This is a genomic window from Cupriavidus sp. BIS7, from assembly GCF_000292345.1.
Lineage (GTDB): Bacteria > Pseudomonadota > Gammaproteobacteria > Burkholderiales > Burkholderiaceae > Cupriavidus.
The window spans coordinates 96,624-113,111 of sequence record NZ_ALOU01000002.1 but is presented as its reverse complement, the minus strand read 5'-3'; the positions used below and the strand labels follow the sequence as shown (position 1 = coordinate 113,111).

Here is a 16,488-nt window from a genome sequence, read left to right as displayed (position 1 = left end):
ATTTCCGCGAAAGAGTCACCATGCCGATTTATGCCTACCGTTGCGACGCCTGCGGCCACGGGCGCGATGTGCTGCAGAAAATGAGCGATGCCCCGCTCACGGACTGCCCATCCTGCGGCGCCGCCGGAACCTTCAAGAAGCAATTGACCGCAGCCGGATTCCAGCTCAAGGGTTCGGGCTGGTACGTCACGGACTTCCGCGGCGGCAGCGGCGGCAGCGGCGGCACCAGTGCCCCGGCCACGTCGACCGGCACCGCCGCGCCGGCTGCCGCGGCTGCGGCGTCCACCGAAACGTCGACCGCATCGGCTTCGGCCGCGCCGGCCGCCGGTGGTTGCGCCGGTTCGTGCGCTTGCCACTGACACCCAGGCAAGCCGTGGCCGCCAAGAAAACCTCCGCCGTCAAGACCTGGTTCCTGACCGGTCTGCTCGTGCTCGTGCCGCTGGGCATCACGCTGTGGGTGCTCAACCTGGTCATCAGTACGATGGACCAGAGCATGGCCCTGCTGCCGCTGGCGTGGCAGCCCGAGAACCTGTTCGGGCGCCGCATTCCGGGCCTCGGCGCCATCCTGACGCTGCTGTTCATCCTCGTGGTGGGCGTGCTGGCCCACAACTTCATTGGCCAGCGCCTGGTGCGCTGGTGGGAAGCGCTGGTTGGCCATATCCCCGTGGTGGGCCCGATCTACACCAGCGTGAAGCAGGTCTCGGACACGCTTCTGTCGTCGTCCGGCAACGCGTTCCGCAAGGCGCTGCTGGTGCAGTATCCCCGCGAAGGATCGTGGACGATTGCGTTTCTGACTGGCAGACCGGGCGGAGACGTGCAGAATCACCTGCAAGGCGAGTACGTCAGCGTCTATGTGCCGACCACGCCGAACCCGACCTCGGGCTTCTTCCTGATGATGCCCAAGGCCGACACGATCGAACTCGACATGACCGTCGACGCGGCCCTGAAGTACATCGTCTCGATGGGCGTGGTGGCGCCGGCGGACCTGCCGCGCAAGGCTGAAAACGAGCCGCACCCGGCCAATGCCGAAGACGCGGACGCTGAAGCCGCCGTCGCCGATACTCACACCAATTGATTGCGCGCGGCCGCGCCTTGCGGTCGCGCATTACAGGGAATCTCTCCTATGTCCTCCATGCGTACTCACTACTGCGGTCTGGTGACCGAACAACTGATCGGCCAGGAAGTGGCCCTGACCGGCTGGGTGCAGCGCCGCCGCGATCACGGTGGCGTGATCTTCGTCGACCTGCGCGACCGCGAGGGTCTGGTGCAGGTGGTGTGCGATCCGGATCGTCCGGAAATGTTCAAGGCGGCCGAAGAGATCCGCAACGAGTTCTGCATCCGCGTGGTCGGCAAGGTGCGTCCGCGTCCGGCCGGCACCGAGAACGCCAACCTGACGTCGGGCAAGATCGAGGTGCTGTGCCATGAGTTGACCGTGCTGAACCCGTCGGTCACGCCCCCGTTCCAGCTTGACGACGACAACCTGTCGGAAACCACGCGCCTCACGCACCGCGTGCTGGACCTGCGCCGCCCGCAGATGCAATACAACCTGCGCCTGCGCTACAAGGTGGCGATGGAAGTGCGCAAGTACCTGGACGCGCAAGGCTTCATCGATATCGAAACGCCGATGCTCGGCAAGAGCACGCCGGAAGGCGCGCGCGATTACCTGGTGCCGTCGCGCGTGAACCCGGGCCATTTCTTCGCGCTGCCGCAGTCGCCGCAGATCTTCAAGCAGATGCTGATGGTCTCCGGCTTCGACCGCTACTACCAGATCACCAAGTGCTTCCGCGACGAGGACCTGCGCGCCGACCGCCAGCCGGAGTTCACGCAGATCGACTGCGAGACGTCGTTCCTGACCGAGCAGGAGATTCGTGACCTGTTCGAGGACATGATGCGCACGGTGTTCAAGAACGCCATCGACGTGGACCTGGTCTCCAAGTTCCCGGTGATGGAATTCCGCGAGGCGATGGCCCGTTTTGGCTCGGACAAGCCGGACCTGCGCGTCAAGCTGGAATTCACCGAGCTGACCGAAGTGATGAAGGACGTCGACTTCAAGGTGTTCTCGGGCCCGGCCAACAGCGAAAACGGCCGTGTGGTTGGCCTGCGCGTGCCGGGCGGCAGCGCGATCTCGCGCGGCGAAATCGATGCCTACACGCAGTTCGTGGGCATCTACGGCGCGAAGGGCCTGGCCTGGATCAAGGTCAATGAAGTGGCCAAGGGCCGCGACGGCCTGCAATCGCCGATCGTGAAGAACCTGCACGACGCCGCGATTGCCGAGATCCTGAAGCGTACCGAAGCCAAGGATGGCGACATCATCTTCTTCGGCGCCGACAAGGCGAAGATCGTCAACGACGCGATCGGCGCGCTGCGCCTGAAGATCGGTCACTCGGAATTCGGCAAGAGCACCGGCCTGTTCGAGGACACCTGGAAGCCGCTGTGGGTGATCGACTTCCCGATGTTCGAGTACGACGAGGAAGACGCTCGCTGGGTGGCCATGCACCACCCGTTCACGAGCCCGAAGGACGAGCACATGCAGTACCTGGAAACCGATCCGGGCAAGTGCATCGCCAAGGCCTACGACATGGTGCTGAACGGCTGGGAAATGGGCGGCGGTTCGGTGCGTATCTATCGCGAAGACGTGCAGAGCAAGGTCTTCCGCGCACTGAAGATCAACGCCGAGGAAGCCCGCGCCAAGTTCGGCTACCTGCTCGACGCGCTGCAATACGGCGCGCCGCCGCACGGTGGCCTGGCGTTCGGCCTGGACCGCATCGTGACGATGATGGCCGGTGCCGATTCCATCCGTGACGTGATCGCGTTCCCGAAGACCCAGCGTGCACAGGACCTGCTGACCCAGGCACCGAGCCCGGTCGACGAGAAGCAGCTGCGCGAACTGCACATCCGCCTGCGTGCGCAGGAGCCGAAGCCCACGGCCTGATCGTTGCACCATCCTGCAAAAAAGCCGCGCTTGTGCGCGGCTTTTTTGTTTTCGGCGAAAGGATGCGTTTCCATTTGTTACCGTCCGGAACGAAGCCACGGAAGACAATGTCTTTCTGCCTTGATACGCGTGATGCGAGCCCGCCACGAAGGCCGCCGCGACGTGGGAGGACTTGTGCCGTGAATCTCGATACCGAACTGATCCGTGCGTTCCTGCATGCCCATGCGGAAACAATCCTGACCTGGCTGGTGGCCGGGTTGCTGATAATGCTGCTGGCGCGTTTCGAATTGCGCCGCGCCGTGCGCAAGTCGGCGCTAGCGATGTCGGAATCGGTGGCAACCACCGTGGCGGCCTGCGTGCCGGACATCGCGCACGCCGTGCAGCAAGCGCAGCCGGCGGCGCCGGAAAATGCCGCTGGCCCGGTGCCGGTGGCGACACAACGCGCCGAGGCCCTGCGGCGGCTGGCGCTCGATACCGTGGCCACGGTGATGGCGCGAAGCCGCTGGCTTGAGGACGTCGGCAACCTGCGTCTGGCCGAAGATTCGCTGCTCTCGGGCCGTCGCGCCGGCGGCGCAGACCCGCTGCTGGTGGTGGCGCCCCAGCCCGTTGTGCAGGCCTATCTGGCCGCGCAACGGACCTTCGAGGACGAGGCCGCGCGGCTGCAGACGGATCGGCGCGAAGCGCTGCGCCTGCAGGAAGCGCTCCAGGCGCTCAACGCCGAAGCTGCTCATGTCGAACAGGAAACCGCCAGCATCGTGATGCGCTTCGAGCAGGTCAATGCCCAGGCGGCCCAGGGCGTGGAAGCGGGCGATTATCAGCGCTTCCTGATCCAGAAATACAACCAGCTCGGCGTGCGCGAGAAGGAGATCGGCCAGGAGCGCGCGGCGATGGAAACAACGGTGCGCGAAAGCACCAATGCGCTGGCGGAGCATGCGCACGCGGCGTCGCAGCGTTACACGCGGGCGCTGGCACCGCTGATGCAGCAACTGCGGGCGGCATGGGGCCATGGCGACTCGCCCGAGGTGTTCGACACGTGGCTGCGCACCGCGCCGGCAACCGATGTGGCAGGTGTCCGCACGGCCACGCACCGACCCGGCGAGCACACGCTGGCCTGACTTGCGGGATGAATCGCGGCCAGGAGCGCGTCATGGCCGCCTGGCTGCGCTATGCTTGGGTTTGTCCCTGCCACCCATCCCATGCGCTACAAGATTCCCGAATCGGTACTGGTCGTCATCCACACGCCGGACCTGCAAGTCCTGTTGATCGAGCGCGCTGACCGGCCAGGCTACTGGCAGTCGGTCACCGGCAGCCTCGACGCCGAAGACGAACCGCTGGCTTCTACCGCCGCACGCGAGGTGGCCGAGGAAACCGGAATCGACGCCGGCCGGTACGAACTGACCGACTGGCATCACACGATCGACTACGAGATTTATCCCCGATGGCGCCACCGCTATGCGCCCGGCATCACGCGCAATACCGAACACTGGTTCGGCCTGTGCGTGCCCGCGCCGCTGCCGGTGACGCTGGCGCCGCGTGAACACCTGCGCTACGAGTGGCTGCCGTGGCAGGCGGCGGCCGAGCGCTGTTTCTCCAGCAGCAACGCCGAAGCGGTGCGCCAGCTTGTCTGGCGCACGGGGACCGACCCAGGCACGGGGCTCGATGTCACCACCGGAGCCGCCGCACCATGAAGCTGCGTGTTGTTACCTACAACATTCACAAGGGCGTCAAGGGGTTCACGGGCAAGCCGCGCATCCAGAGTGTCCGCACCGGGCTCCAGTCGATGGACGCGGACATCGTGTTCCTGCAGGAGGTGCAGGATCGCAACGACCGCCTGGTCGCAGCGGAGTTGTTCGACCCCGACCACACGCAGCTCAATTACCTGGCAACGGACGCCTATCCGCACTCGGTCTACGGCCGCAATGCCGTGTACGAACACGGCCATCACGGCAACGCGATTCTGTCGCGCCATCCAATCCTGATGTCGGAGAACCTCGACATCTCCGACCACCGCTTCGAGCAACGCGGGCTGCTACATGCCGTTGCCGATATCAATGGCGTCGAGGCCCACCTGATCTGCGTGCACTTCGGGCTGTTCGCGGGCAGCCGGGCGCGCCAGACCTCGGCACTTGTGGACCGCGTGCGCAGCGTGGTGCCCGCAGACGCGCCACTGGTGATCGCCGGGGATTTCAACGACTGGAACCACAAGCTCGATTCGAAAATCTGCAACACGCTCAATGCGGTGGAGTCGGCGCACGCAAAGGACGGGCGTATCCGTACGTTCCCGAGCCATATGCCGTGGTGGCAGCTGGATCGCATCTATGTGCGCGGTTTCGAGTTCGAGCGGACGCAGGCGCTTACCGGCCGCGAATGGGCGGAACGATCGGACCATGTGCCGCTGATGGCGGAACTGGCCCGGCGGGTAGCCATTCCGGAAGCGTAGGGCTTGCTTCGCTACTTGTTGAGGTAGTCGCGGATCCACGCGTGAATGGCGTCGATGTCCGCAAGATCTAGGATCGGCAGGTTCGTCTGCCGGGCCACTTCCGCCTGGGCGTCCGTCGCCACGGCCACCACTTCAGGGACGTCGGTCCAAAGCGGCGCCTTGCCGTTGGCAGGGCGATATATCTCCAGCTTCGGGAATTCGCTCCACTTGTAGCCTTCCACCATCACCAGATCGGTGTCCGCCGGCAGTACGGCCAGCGCCTCGTTGATCTCCGGAGACGGCTTGTCTTCGGGATAGTGGCGCATCAGCGTCAGGTGCCGCGCGCCCACCAGCACCACGTTCTCGCAGCCAGCCTCGCGCATGCGCCAGGAATCCTTGCCCGGCGTGTCGGGATCGAAACCGTGGTGCGTGTGCTTGATGCCGGCAACGCGCAGGCCGTCGGCCACAAAGCGGGGAATCAACTGGTCCAGTAGCGTGGTCTTGCCACTGCCCGATGAGCCGGCGATGCCGAATACCTTCACAATGTTTCCCTGGGGGCGTCACAATGGTTCGACATTATCAGAGTTCGCCCGGGGCATGTGCAGGAGCCGCCGGTTGGCCGATAATCGAGCCATGTCACGGATCTACGATCGGGCTGCGCCCCAACCGTCCAATGCACCCGGCACGCAGGAACTGCCGCCAGGCCTGTCGCTGCGGGACGGGGTGGACGGCGCGGGCGCTGGTGCGACAGGCGCTGCGCCGGGCACGCGTCTGTTGCACTGGGTGCGCCGGCGCGGCAGTCCGGTGCCGGGCAACCTGGTCGATTTGCTGCGCAACGGCCAGGAGTTCTTCCCGGCACTGATCGACGCGATCGACTTGGCGCGCGTGCACGTGGTGCTGGAAACCTATATCTATGCCGATGACGATGTTGGCGCGCGCGTGACCGATGCACTGGTCCGGGCCGCGCAACGCGGTGTGGACGTGCGGCTCGTGGTCGATGGCTTCGGCGCAGGCGACATGCCCGCCGCGCTGGTGGACAGGCTGCGCGAGGGCGGCGTCAGGCTGGAGGTCTACCGGCCGCTACATGGATTCAAGTTCGCGCGGCGCCATCTGCGGCGGCTGCACCGAAAGCTTGCGGTGATCGACGACAAGGTGGCCTTCGTCGGCGGCATCAACATCATCGACGACCACAACCATGGCCCGCTGGACCTGCCTGAAGTGGGGCCGCGCTATGACTTCGCCGTACGTGTGCGCGGTCCACTGGTGGCGCAGATCGCGCTGGCTTCCGCGCGGCTGTGGTTTCGCATCGCACAACGCAGGGGCCTGCGCCAGACCGCCGCCGCGTTCACGGAAGTGGAGGGGCTGATGAGGGCGGCGCGCCAGGCGCGGCGAGACCTTCATCCGGGCGGCGTGTCCGCGGCCCTGCTGCTGCGCGACAACCTGCGCAATCGCCGCACGATCGAGCGCGAGTATCTGTATGCGCTTGGTTCGGCGCGCCGTGATGTGATCCTGGCGAATGCCTACTTCCTGCCGGGGCGCAAGATGCGGCGTGCGCTGCTTGCGTGCCGGGAGCGTGGGGTGCGCGTGCGGCTGCTGCTGCAGGGGATGGTCGAATACCGGTTGCAGCATTACGCCACCCACGCGCTGTACGCGCGGCTGCTAGAGGCCGGTGTCGAGATTTACGAATACGAGGCGAGCTTCCTGCATGCGAAGGTCGCCGTGGTCGACGATACCTGGGCCACGGTTGGCTCCAGCAACATGGACCCGTTCAGCCTGCTGCTGGCGCGAGAAGCCAACGTCGCGGTCTACGACGCCACGTTCGCCGATGAACTGCGTACGCGGCTCGAACTGGCAATGGCGCAGCGCAGCGCGCGTGTGATGCCGGAGATCCACGCGCGGCTGCCGCGACTGCGCCGGTTCGCCAATTGGGCGGCCTACTACGTGTTGCGTCTCGGCGTCGTGATTGCCGGCGTCACCGGGCCCTACTGAATCGACCCAACGCCACCCACGGTAACATGCTGCCCTGCCGCAGCCGCGCCCCCTGCATGCGCGCATCCCGGCCATTCCACGCCGTTTTAAGCCGTTGCTGCATTGCGCCGCAAATTGCCCGCGCGATGCAGCCCGTTTAGAAACACGGGTCTAATTAATTGCTTGATGCCAATCGGCCTCGCCAGAATAATCTGAACGACCGTTCTTTTTTGGCTTAGACTTCGTGCATTCGTGGCTGCCGGCACATCGAAAAGGCAGCAGCTACGGTGCCTGCCGACCGCAACGTCAGGTCAAGAACAGTGCCCAGGTGGGCACTGTAAAGAACGGAGAGAAAACCATGCGACACCAGTCAGTTCGTCTTGAATCCGCCGCCGCGCCCGCGCCCTTGCGCAAGGGTGAGATGACGCGCGTGGCGATTCTCGATGCCGCACTGGAACTGTCGTCCCGCGACGGGCTTGAAGGGCTGACCATCGGCCTGCTCGCGGAACGCATGCAGATGAGCAAGAGCGGTGTGTTCGCGCATTTTGGTTCGCGCGAAGACCTGCAGGTGGAAGTGGTGCGCGAGTATCACCGCCGGTTCGAGCAGGAGGTCTTCTACCCCTCGCTGCAGGAGCCGCGCGGTTTGCCTCGCCTGTGGTCGATGGTGCGCCGGTGGATGGAAAAGCGCATTCAGGAAGTGACCACGGGGTGCATCTACATCAGCGGGGCCGTCGAGTACGACGATCGCGCGGAAAGCCCGGTACGTGACGAACTCGTCAAGAGCGTCACGATCTGGCGTGCCGCGCTGATGCGTGCGATCGACCAGGCAAGGGAAGAGGGGCACCTGCGTGCGGATTGCGATCCGCGCCTGATGCTGTTCGAAATGTATAGCCTTGAACTAGGCTTGCATCATGACGCCCGCTTTCTGCGCCTGCCGGACAGTGCCGAGCTTGCCATGGTTGCGCTCAACAAACTGATTCAGTCTTACAGAACCTGAGCCGCCCCCGGGCAACGGTCGCGCACTCCCGCTTTCCAGGGTGTGCGGCATGCGCGTGTGGCGGCACTAGCAAACCTCCAAGGAGTCTTTGATGGGCCAGTACACCGCACCGTTGCGCGACATGCAGTTCGTGCTCCATGAACTGCTCGGCGCTGAAGCCGAACTCAAGGCGATGCCGCAGCATGCGGACATCGACGCGGAAACCATCAACCAGGTCATCGAAGAAGCCGGCAAGTTCTGCGCCGACGTGGTGTTCCCGCTGAACCAGTCCGGCGACCGTGAAGGCTGCACCTATGTCGGCGACGGCGTGGTGCGCGCACCGAAGGGCTTCAAGGAAGCCTACCAGCAGTTCGTCGAGGCCGGCTGGCCGGCACTGGCGTGCGATCCTGAGTTCGGCGGCCAGGGCCTGCCGATCATCATCAATAACACGCTGTACGAGATGCTGAACTCGGCGGGCCAGGCCTGGACGATGTACCCGGGCCTGTCGCACGGTGCCTATGAGGCGCTGCATGCGCACGGCACCCCCGAACTGCAGCAGACCTATCTTCCGAAGCTGGTGTCTGGCGTGTGGACCGGCACGATGTGCCTGACCGAGCCGCACTGCGGCACCGACCTGGGCATCCTGCGTTCCAAGGCCGAACCTCAGGCCGACGGCTCGTACGCGATCACGGGCACCAAGATCTTCATTTCGGCCGGCGAGCATGACCTGGCCGAGAACATCATCCACCTCGTGCTGGCCCGCCTGCCGGACGCGCCGGGCGGTACCAAGGGCATCTCGCTGTTCGTCGTGCCGAAGTTCATTCCCGATGCCAACGGCAACCCGGGCGAGCGCAACGGCATCAAGTGCGGCTCGATCGAGCACAAGATGGGCATCCACGGCAACGCCACCTGCGTGATGAACCTCGACGGCGCGCGCGGCTGGATGGTGGGCGAGCCCAACAAGGGCCTCAACGCGATGTTCGTGATGATGAACGCCGCACGCCTGGGCGTGGGCGCGCAGGGTCTGGGCCTGACCGAAGTGGCCTATCAGAATTCGCTGGCCTACGCGAAGGACCGCCTGCAGATGCGTGCGCTGACCGGCCCGAAGGCACCGGACAAGGCAGCCGACCCGATCATCGTGCATCCGGACGTGCGCCGCATGCTGCTGACGCAAAAGGCTTATGCCGAAGGCGGCCGCGCGTTCAGCTACTGGACTGCGCTGCAGATCGACCGCGAACTGTCGCACCCCGATGAAAGCGTGCGCAAGGAAGCGGGCGACCTGGTCGCGCTGCTGACCCCTGTGATCAAGGCCTTCCTGACCGACAACGCCTTCACGGCGACCAACGAAGGCATGCAGGTATTCGGCGGCCACGGCTACATCTCCGAGTGGGGCATGGAGCAGTACGTGCGCGACGCCCGCATCAACATGATCTACGAAGGCACCAACACGATTCAGGCGCTGGACCTGCTGGGCCGCAAGATTCTTGGCGACATGGGCGCCAAGATGAAGGCCTTCGGCAAGATCGTGCAGACGTTCGTCGAAGAAGAGGGCACGAACGAGGCGATGCAGGAATTCATCAACCCGCTGGCCGACATCGGCGACAAGGTTCAGAAGCTGACGATGGAAATCGGCATGAAGGCGATGGGCAATGCCGACGAAGTTGGCGCCGCCGCCGTGCCGTACCTGCGCGTGGTGGGTCACCTGGTGTTCTCGTACTTCTGGGCCCGCATGGCCAAGATCGCGCTGGAGAAGCAGGACAGCGGCGACAAATTCTACAAGAGCAAGCTGGCCACGGCACGCTTCTACTTCGCCAAGCTGCTGCCGGAAACCGCCGCGGAAATCCGCAAGGCACGCGCTGGTGCGTCGACGCTGATGGCGATGGACGCCGATCTGTTCTAAGTGGGCTCTGCTCCCCTCTCCCATGCAAATGGGAGAGGGGCCGGGGGAGAGGGCATGGCGCTTCAAGTTGCGATCAATTTCAATTTGAACTGCTGACCCTCTCCCCCAACCCCTCTCCCGCATGCGGGAGAGGGGAGTCCACCCAAAGCATAAACATCTCTCCTCACAAACGCTCACGACCCAAGGAGCGCGCATGTCCAATTTCATCGTCAAGAAAGTCGCCGTGCTTGGTGCCGGCGTCATGGGGGCGCAGATTGCCGCCCACCTGGTCAACGCCCGCGTGCCCGTGGTGCTGTTCGACCTGCCGGCCAAGGAAGGCCCAAAGAACGGTATCGCCAATCGTGCGATCGAGAACCTGAAGAAGCTGTCGCCAGCGCCGCTTGGCATCAAGGAGGAAGCCGGCCTGATCCGCGCGGCCAACTACGAGGACGATATCGCCCTGCTCAAGGAGTGCGATGTGGTGATCGAGGCGATCGCCGAGCGCATGGATTGGAAGCACGACCTCTACAAGAAGGTGGCCCCGCACCTGGCGCCGAACGCGATTTTCGCCACCAATACGTCGGGTCTGTCGATCACGGCACTGTCGGACGGTTTCGACGCCGAGCTGAAGGCGCGCTTCTGCGGCGTGCACTTCTTCAATCCGCCGCGCTACATGCATCTGGTGGAACTGATCCCGACCGCCACGACGAAGCCGGAGATCCTGGACCGCCTGGAGGCATTCCTGACCACCTCGCTCGGCAAGGGCGTGGTACGTGCGAAGGACACGCCGAACTTCATCGCCAACCGCGTCGGTATCTTCTCGATCCTGGCCGTGTTTGCCGAAGCCGAGAAGTTCGGCATTCCGTTCGATATCGTCGATGACCTGACCGGCACCAAGCTGGGCCGCGCCAAGTCCGCCACGTTCCGCACCGCCGATGTGGTGGGTCTGGACACGATGGCACACGTCATCAAGACGATGCAGGACAACCTGACCGACGATCCGTTCGCGCCGGTCTACAAGACGCCGGCCGTGCTGAAGGGTCTGGTCGACGCTGGCGCACTCGGCCAGAAGACCGGTGCCGGTTTCTACAAGAAGGAAGGCAAGGCAATCAAGGTGCTGGACGCGAAGACCGGCCAGTACGTCGAGTCGGGCAAGAAGGCCGACGAGATCGTCGTGCGCATCCTGAAGAAGGACCCGGCCGAGCGTATCAAGCTGCTGCGCGAATCGACCAACCCGCAGGCCCAGTTCCTGTGGGGCGTGTTCCGCGACGTCTTCCACTACATCGCCGTCTATCTTGAGCAGATCGCTGGCTCGGCTGCCGATATCGACCTGGCCATCCGCTGGGGCTTCGGCTGGAACTCGGGTCCGTTCGAGGACTGGCAGGCCGCCGGCTGGAAGCAGGTGGCCGAGTGGGTCAAGGAAGACATCGAGGCAGGCAAGGCCCTGTCCAACGCAGCGCTGCCCGCATGGGTGCTGAACGGCGCCGTGGCCGAGAACCAGGGCGTGCACAGCGCGCAGGGTTCGTGGTCGCCGGCGGCCAATGCGTTCGTCAAGCGTGCCGAACTGCCGGTGTACCAGCGTCAGGTGTTCCGTGCCGCGATCAAGGGCACGGAATCCGCCGACCCGCGCCGTGCGGGCAAGACGATCGAGGAGAACGACGGCGCGCGCATCTGGACCAGCGAAGGCGCTGACGACGTGCTCGTGATCTCGTTCAAGAGCAAGATGAACACGGTTGGTCCGGATGTGCTCGATTCCATCGTGCGCGCCGTGGAACTGGCCGAAGCGAACTACAAGGGCCTGGTGGTGTGGCAGCCCACGTCGCTGCAGCTGGGCGCGCCGGGCGGCCCGTTCTCGGCGGGTGCGAACCTGGAAGCGGCCATGCCGGCCTTCATGATGGGCGGTGCCAAGGGCATCGAGCCGTTCGTCAAGAAGTTCCAGGACACGATGATGCGCGTGAAGTACGCAGCGGTGCCGGTGGTGCCGGCCGTGTCGGGCATTGCGCTCGGCGGCGGCTGCGAACTGATGCTGCATTCGGCAAAGCGCGTGGTGGCACTGGAGAGCTATGTTGGTCTCGTCGAAGTCGGCGTGGGTCTGGTGCCGGCCGGTGGCGGTCTCAAGGAAGCGGCAATCGCAGCTGCCAAGGCCGCGCAGGCTGCCGGCAGCACGAACTACCTGAACTTCGTCACCAACCGCTTCCAGGCGGCGGCGATGGCCAAGGTATCGACCTCGGCGCTGGACGCGCAAAAGATCGGCTACGTGCAACCCACTGACACGATCGTCTACAACGTCCATGAACTGTTGTACGTGGCGCAGAGCGAAGTGCGCGCGCTGGCAAACGCCGGTTACCGCGCGCCGCTTCCCGGCCAGCTGATTCCGGTGGCCGGCCGCTCGGGCATTGCCACGATCAAGGCGTCGCTGGTCAACATGCGCGATGGCAACTTCATCTCCGCGCACGATTTCCTGATCGCCTCGCGCATCGCCGAAGTGGTCTGCGGCGGGGACGTGGAAGCGGGCTCGCTGGTCAGTGAAGACTGGCTGCTGGCGCTGGAGCGTCGCGCCTTCATCGACCTGCTGGGCAATGGCAAGACGCAGGAGCGGATCATGGGCATGCTGCAAACGGGCAAGCCGGTGCGCAACTAATCAGGCCAACGAGGAACCTTCATCATGAAACAACTGCAAGACGCCTACATTGTTGCGGCTACCCGTTCGCCGATTGGCAAAGCCCCCAAGGGCGCGTTCAAGAACACGCGTCCCGATGACCTGCTGGCCACGATCCTGAAATCGGCCGTGGCCCAGGTGCCGGGCCTGGACCCCGCGCTGATCGAAGACGCGATCGTCGGCTGCGCGATTCCCGAAGCGCAACAGGGCCTGAACGTTGCACGTATCGGTGCGCTGCTGGCCGGCCTGCCTAATACCGTTGGCGGCATCACGGTGAACCGCTTCTGCGCCTCGGGCCTGTCCGCCGTGGCGATGGCCGCTGACCGCATCCGCGTGGGCGAGTCGGATGTGATGATCGCCGCCGGTGTTGAATCGATGAGCATGGTGCCGATGATGGGCAACTCGCCGTCGATGTCGCCGTCGATCTTCGAGCGCGACGAGAACATCGGCATTGCCTACGGCATGGGCCTGACCGCCGAGAAAGTAGCCACGCAATGGAACGTCAGCCGCGAGGACCAGGACGCGTTTTCGCTGGCATCGCACCAGAAGGCCATTGCGGCGCAGCAGGCGGGTGAGTTCAACGACGAGATTACCTCGATTGAGGTAGTCGAGAAGTTCCCGGACCTCGCATCTGGTCAGATCAGCGTCAAGACGCGTACTATCTCGCTGGACGAGGGTCCGCGTCCCGATACGTCGGTGGAAGGTCTGGGCAAGCTGCGCCCGGTGTTCGCCAACAAGGGCAGCGTGACGGCCGGTAACAGCTCGCAGACGTCCGATGGCGCTGGCGCGCTGATTCTGGTTTCGGAGAAAATCCTCAAGCAGTTCAACCTGGTGCCGCTGGCCCGCTTCGTATCGTTCGCGGTGCGTGGCGTGCCGCCGGAGATCATGGGGATTGGTCCGAAGGCCGCGATTCCGGCCGCGCTGAAGGCTGCAGGCCTGACGCAGGACCAGATCGACTGGATCGAGCTGAACGAAGCTTTTGCCGCGCAATCGCTGGCGGTAATGCGTGACCTGGAGCTCGACCCGGCCCGCGTGAACCGCATGGGCGGCGCGATCGCACTGGGCCACCCGCTCGGCGCGACCGGCGCGATCCGTTCGGCCACCGTGGTGCACGCACTGCGTCGCCACAACTTGAAGTACGGCATGGTGACCATGTGCGTCGGTACGGGCATGGGCGCAGCCGGAATTTTCGAGCGCGTGTAAATAAAACGCGCCTTGGGGCAGCCCGCAGGGTGGGGCTGTCCCGACCTTCGATCAGGTGAAGAAATGTATGGACACGGAGATGCCAACACACTGAAGCGGAGGAAAAAACAATATGCAGGAGACAACGATTCTGGCCGACGCGGCATGTGACATGCCGCGCGCGACGATGGACGCGCTGGGCGTTCGCACGATTCCGTTCCGCGTTCGCGCCGGAGACCGCTTTGTTGCCGACACGCGCGACGAAGCCGAACTTCCCAACCTATATCAGCAGTATCTGGTCGGCAAGCAGGACCACTACGCGGAATCCATCCCGCTGCTCGAGCGCGAGCTTGAAGACCACCTGCTCAAGAATGTGGTGGCTGGCTGTGATCGCGCCATCCTGCTGACGATTGCCAGCAGCCGCAGCAAGCTCTACGCGAATGCCACGGGCGCGGTCGTCGGCACCGTCGCGCGCAGCTTCAAGCTGCGCAAGGACGCTGGCCGCAGCGGGTTGTTTGACCTGACCGTGATCGACACGGGCGCGATCGGTCCCGGCCAGGCGCTGATCGTGCATGAGGCCGCGCGCATGCTGGCTGCCGGCGCCAGTGCGACGGCGGTGGTCGACGCGGTCGAGAACCGGCTGCGCGACGCAGCGCACATGTTCCTGATTCCGGACGAGCTGCTCTACATGTACACGCGCGCCAAGCTCAAGGGCGAGAACAGCATCACGTGGAGCCGCTACATGCTCGGCAACGCGTTCAACATCCGTCCGGTGATCCGCATGCATCAGGGCGAAACCGCTGCGATTGCCAAGGCGCGCGGCACCGAGGACGGTATCCGTCGCTTGCTGGCGCATGTGGAAGCCTGTATCCGGGGCGGTCACCTGCTGACGCCGACCGTTGCCGCCTGCTATGCGGGCGATATCGACGAAGTCGAGTCGTGGCCGGCCTGGGAGTCACTGAAACGCACTGCAGCATCGCGAGACATTGAGCTGATGCTGGCACCGATGAGCCTGACCGTTGCGCTGAACGTGGGAGCGGGCGCGTTTGGCGTGAGTTATCTTTCTGAATCGCCACCACCGTTTGTGTGAGCGGTTTCGTTCTTATACGGAGACGAGGTAGAGATGAGTATTGCAACCAGCATCGACCAGGGCGTACTGACCATTGGCTTCGATCGCATCGACAGGAAGAACGCGATTACCGCGGCCATGTACCAGACCATGGCCGACGCGCTGCGCGCCGCGGAAACCGATGCCGCCGTGCGCGTGATCGTGATCGAAGGCAAGCCCGAGGTCTTTACGGCCGGCAACGACCTGGAAGACTTCATGAAGCGTCCGCCGACGCCAGGCAGCGACGGCACGAAGCCGCCGGTGTTCCAGTTCCTCGATGCAATCAGCCATGCCACGAAGCCGGTGGTGGCATCGGTCAGCGGCGCGGCCGTTGGCATCGGCACCACGCTGCTGCTGCATTGCGACCTGGTCTACGCGTCTGATACGGCCAAGCTGTCCCTGCCGTTCGCGCAACTGGGCCTGTGCCCGGAGGCTGCTTCGAGCCTGCTGCTGCCGCGCATGCTCGGCTATCAGCGCGCCGCCGAGAAGCTGCTGCTCGGCGAGGCATTCAGCGCCCAGGAAGCTCATGCGATTGGCCTGGTGACGAAGGTATTGCCGGTGGCGGAACTGCAGGCGTACGTGCGTCAGCAGGCGGCCAAGCTGGCAGCGCTGCCAGCGTCGTCGTTGCGTGAGACCAAGCGGCTGATGAAGGGCGACGATGTGGCGGCCGTGGACAAGAAGATGGCCGAGGAGGGCGAGGTGTTCGGCCGCATGCTGCTGGCGCCGGAAGCCAAGGAGGCCTTCACCGCGTTCTTCGAAAAGCGGAAGCCGGACTTTTCGAAGTTCAACTGATGTGACTACATCGCTGTTGGTGTTCTCCCCTCTCCCGCATGGCGGGAGAGGGGCGGGGGAGAGGGCAGGCGTCTCAAGATGCGATGTCGCGATTTGAATCGCAACGCCCTCTCCCCCAACCCCTCTCCCATTGCATGGGAGAGGGGAGCTTAATACACCGCGCCATTCAAACCACCGGCAGCACCCTCGGCTGGCGGCTTTCATCGGTGGCCACGTAAGTCAGCGTGGCTTCCGTCACTTTCACGATCTCGTTGGCGTGGCGCATGCGTTGCGCGTAGACCTCGACCGACACGGTGATGGACGTGCGGCCGGTCTTGACGATGCCGGCATAGAAGCTGACCAGGTCGCCAACAAACACCGGGTACTTGAACAGGAACGAGTTCACCGCCACGGTGGCCACGCGGCCTTGCGCGCGCTCCACGGCGGGGATCGATCCGGCGATGTCGACCTGCGACATGATCCAGCCTCCGAATACATCGCCGTGCACATTGGCGTCGGCCGGCATCGGCACCACGCGCAGCGCGGGATTCTTGCCGGAAGGGAGTTCGGAGATGGGGCTGGAGGCGGTCATGG

15 protein-coding genes are annotated in these 16,488 nt (G+C 64.5%); 13 read left to right on the top strand and 2 right to left on the bottom strand.

Annotated elements, in window-relative coordinates:
• Positions 1-20: 20 nt before the first annotated feature.
• The 6 genes from B552_RS0100840 to B552_RS0100815 all read left to right on the top strand — a co-directional run bounded on the left by B552_RS0100840 (position 21) and on the right by B552_RS0100815 (position 5,372).
• Positions 21-359: an FmdB family zinc ribbon protein gene (locus B552_RS0100840; protein ID WP_019447093.1), complete on the top strand. Its 339-nt coding sequence runs from the start codon at positions 21-23 to the stop codon at positions 357-359.
• A gap of 14 nt (positions 360-373) precedes the next feature.
• Positions 374-1,075: a DUF502 domain-containing protein gene (locus tag B552_RS0100835; protein WP_019447092.1), complete on the top strand. Its 702-nt coding sequence runs from the start codon at positions 374-376 to the stop codon at positions 1,073-1,075.
• A 48-nt stretch (positions 1,076-1,123) separates the two neighbouring features.
• Positions 1,124-2,932, top strand: coding sequence for an aspartate--tRNA ligase (aspS, locus tag B552_RS0100830; RefSeq protein WP_019447091.1), 1,809 nt, complete (start codon positions 1,124-1,126; stop codon positions 2,930-2,932).
• A gap of 179 nt (positions 2,933-3,111) precedes the next feature.
• Positions 3,112-4,047, top strand: coding sequence for a hypothetical protein (locus B552_RS0100825; RefSeq protein WP_019447090.1), 936 nt, complete (start codon positions 3,112-3,114; stop codon positions 4,045-4,047).
• Positions 4,048-4,128: 81 nt separating this feature from the next.
• Positions 4,129-4,620, top strand: coding sequence for a dihydroneopterin triphosphate diphosphatase (gene nudB, locus B552_RS0100820; RefSeq protein ID WP_019447089.1), 492 nt, complete (start codon positions 4,129-4,131; stop codon positions 4,618-4,620).
• Complete coding sequence (locus tag B552_RS0100815; protein ID WP_019447088.1) at positions 4,617-5,372, top strand: endonuclease/exonuclease/phosphatase family protein; 756 nt, start codon at positions 4,617-4,619, stop codon at positions 5,370-5,372. The genes nudB and B552_RS0100815 overlap by 4 nt, the downstream gene beginning before the upstream one ends.
• An 11-nt stretch (positions 5,373-5,383) precedes the next feature.
• On the opposite strand, the gene mobB is transcribed toward B552_RS0100815, so the two are convergent.
• Positions 5,384-5,893, bottom strand: a complete 510-nt coding sequence (gene mobB / locus B552_RS0100810) for a molybdopterin-guanine dinucleotide biosynthesis protein B (protein ID WP_019447087.1) — start codon at positions 5,891-5,893, stop codon at positions 5,384-5,386.
• 55 nt (positions 5,894-5,948) lie between these two features.
• Between mobB and clsB the strand changes: the two genes are divergently transcribed.
• The 7 genes from clsB (at position 5,949) to B552_RS0100775 (ending at position 15,915) form a co-directional block, all read left to right on the top strand.
• Entirely contained in the window at positions 5,949-7,340 is a 1,392-nt protein-coding gene (gene clsB, locus B552_RS0100805) for a cardiolipin synthase ClsB (protein ID WP_026035163.1), read from the top strand.
• Positions 7,341-7,725: 385 nt separating this feature from the next.
• On the top strand, positions 7,726-8,316 hold the full coding sequence (locus B552_RS0100800) for a TetR/AcrR family transcriptional regulator (protein WP_026035162.1): 591 nt from the start codon (positions 7,726-7,728) through the stop codon (positions 8,314-8,316).
• Between the two features lie 91 nt (positions 8,317-8,407).
• Positions 8,408-10,195, top strand: coding sequence for an acyl-CoA dehydrogenase C-terminal domain-containing protein (locus B552_RS0100795; RefSeq protein ID WP_019447084.1), 1,788 nt, complete (start codon positions 8,408-8,410; stop codon positions 10,193-10,195).
• 193 nt (positions 10,196-10,388) lie between these two features.
• Positions 10,389-12,815 (top strand): 3-hydroxyacyl-CoA dehydrogenase/enoyl-CoA hydratase family protein, encoded by a 2,427-nt coding sequence (locus B552_RS0100790; protein WP_019447083.1) that lies wholly within the window; start codon positions 10,389-10,391, stop codon positions 12,813-12,815.
• A 21-nt stretch (positions 12,816-12,836) separates the two neighbouring features.
• Positions 12,837-14,036 carry an acetyl-CoA C-acyltransferase gene (locus B552_RS0100785; RefSeq protein WP_026035161.1) on the top strand — a complete coding sequence of 400 codons (1,200 nt, stop codon included), beginning with the start codon at positions 12,837-12,839 and terminating at the stop codon, positions 14,034-14,036.
• A gap of 112 nt (positions 14,037-14,148) precedes the next feature.
• Positions 14,149-15,105 (top strand): DegV family protein, encoded by a 957-nt coding sequence (locus B552_RS0100780; RefSeq protein ID WP_019447081.1) that lies wholly within the window; start codon positions 14,149-14,151, stop codon positions 15,103-15,105.
• Positions 15,106-15,138: 33 nt separating this feature from the next.
• Positions 15,139-15,915 carry an enoyl-CoA hydratase gene (locus tag B552_RS0100775; RefSeq protein ID WP_019447080.1) on the top strand — a complete coding sequence of 259 codons (777 nt, stop codon included), beginning with the start codon at positions 15,139-15,141 and terminating at the stop codon, positions 15,913-15,915.
• A 166-nt stretch (positions 15,916-16,081) separates the two neighbouring features.
• On the opposite strand, the gene B552_RS26975 is transcribed toward B552_RS0100775, so the two are convergent.
• Positions 16,082-16,486: an acyl-CoA thioesterase gene (locus B552_RS26975; RefSeq protein WP_019447079.1), complete on the bottom strand. Its 405-nt coding sequence runs from the start codon at positions 16,484-16,486 to the stop codon at positions 16,082-16,084.
• Between the last annotated feature and the right edge of the window lie 2 nt (positions 16,487-16,488).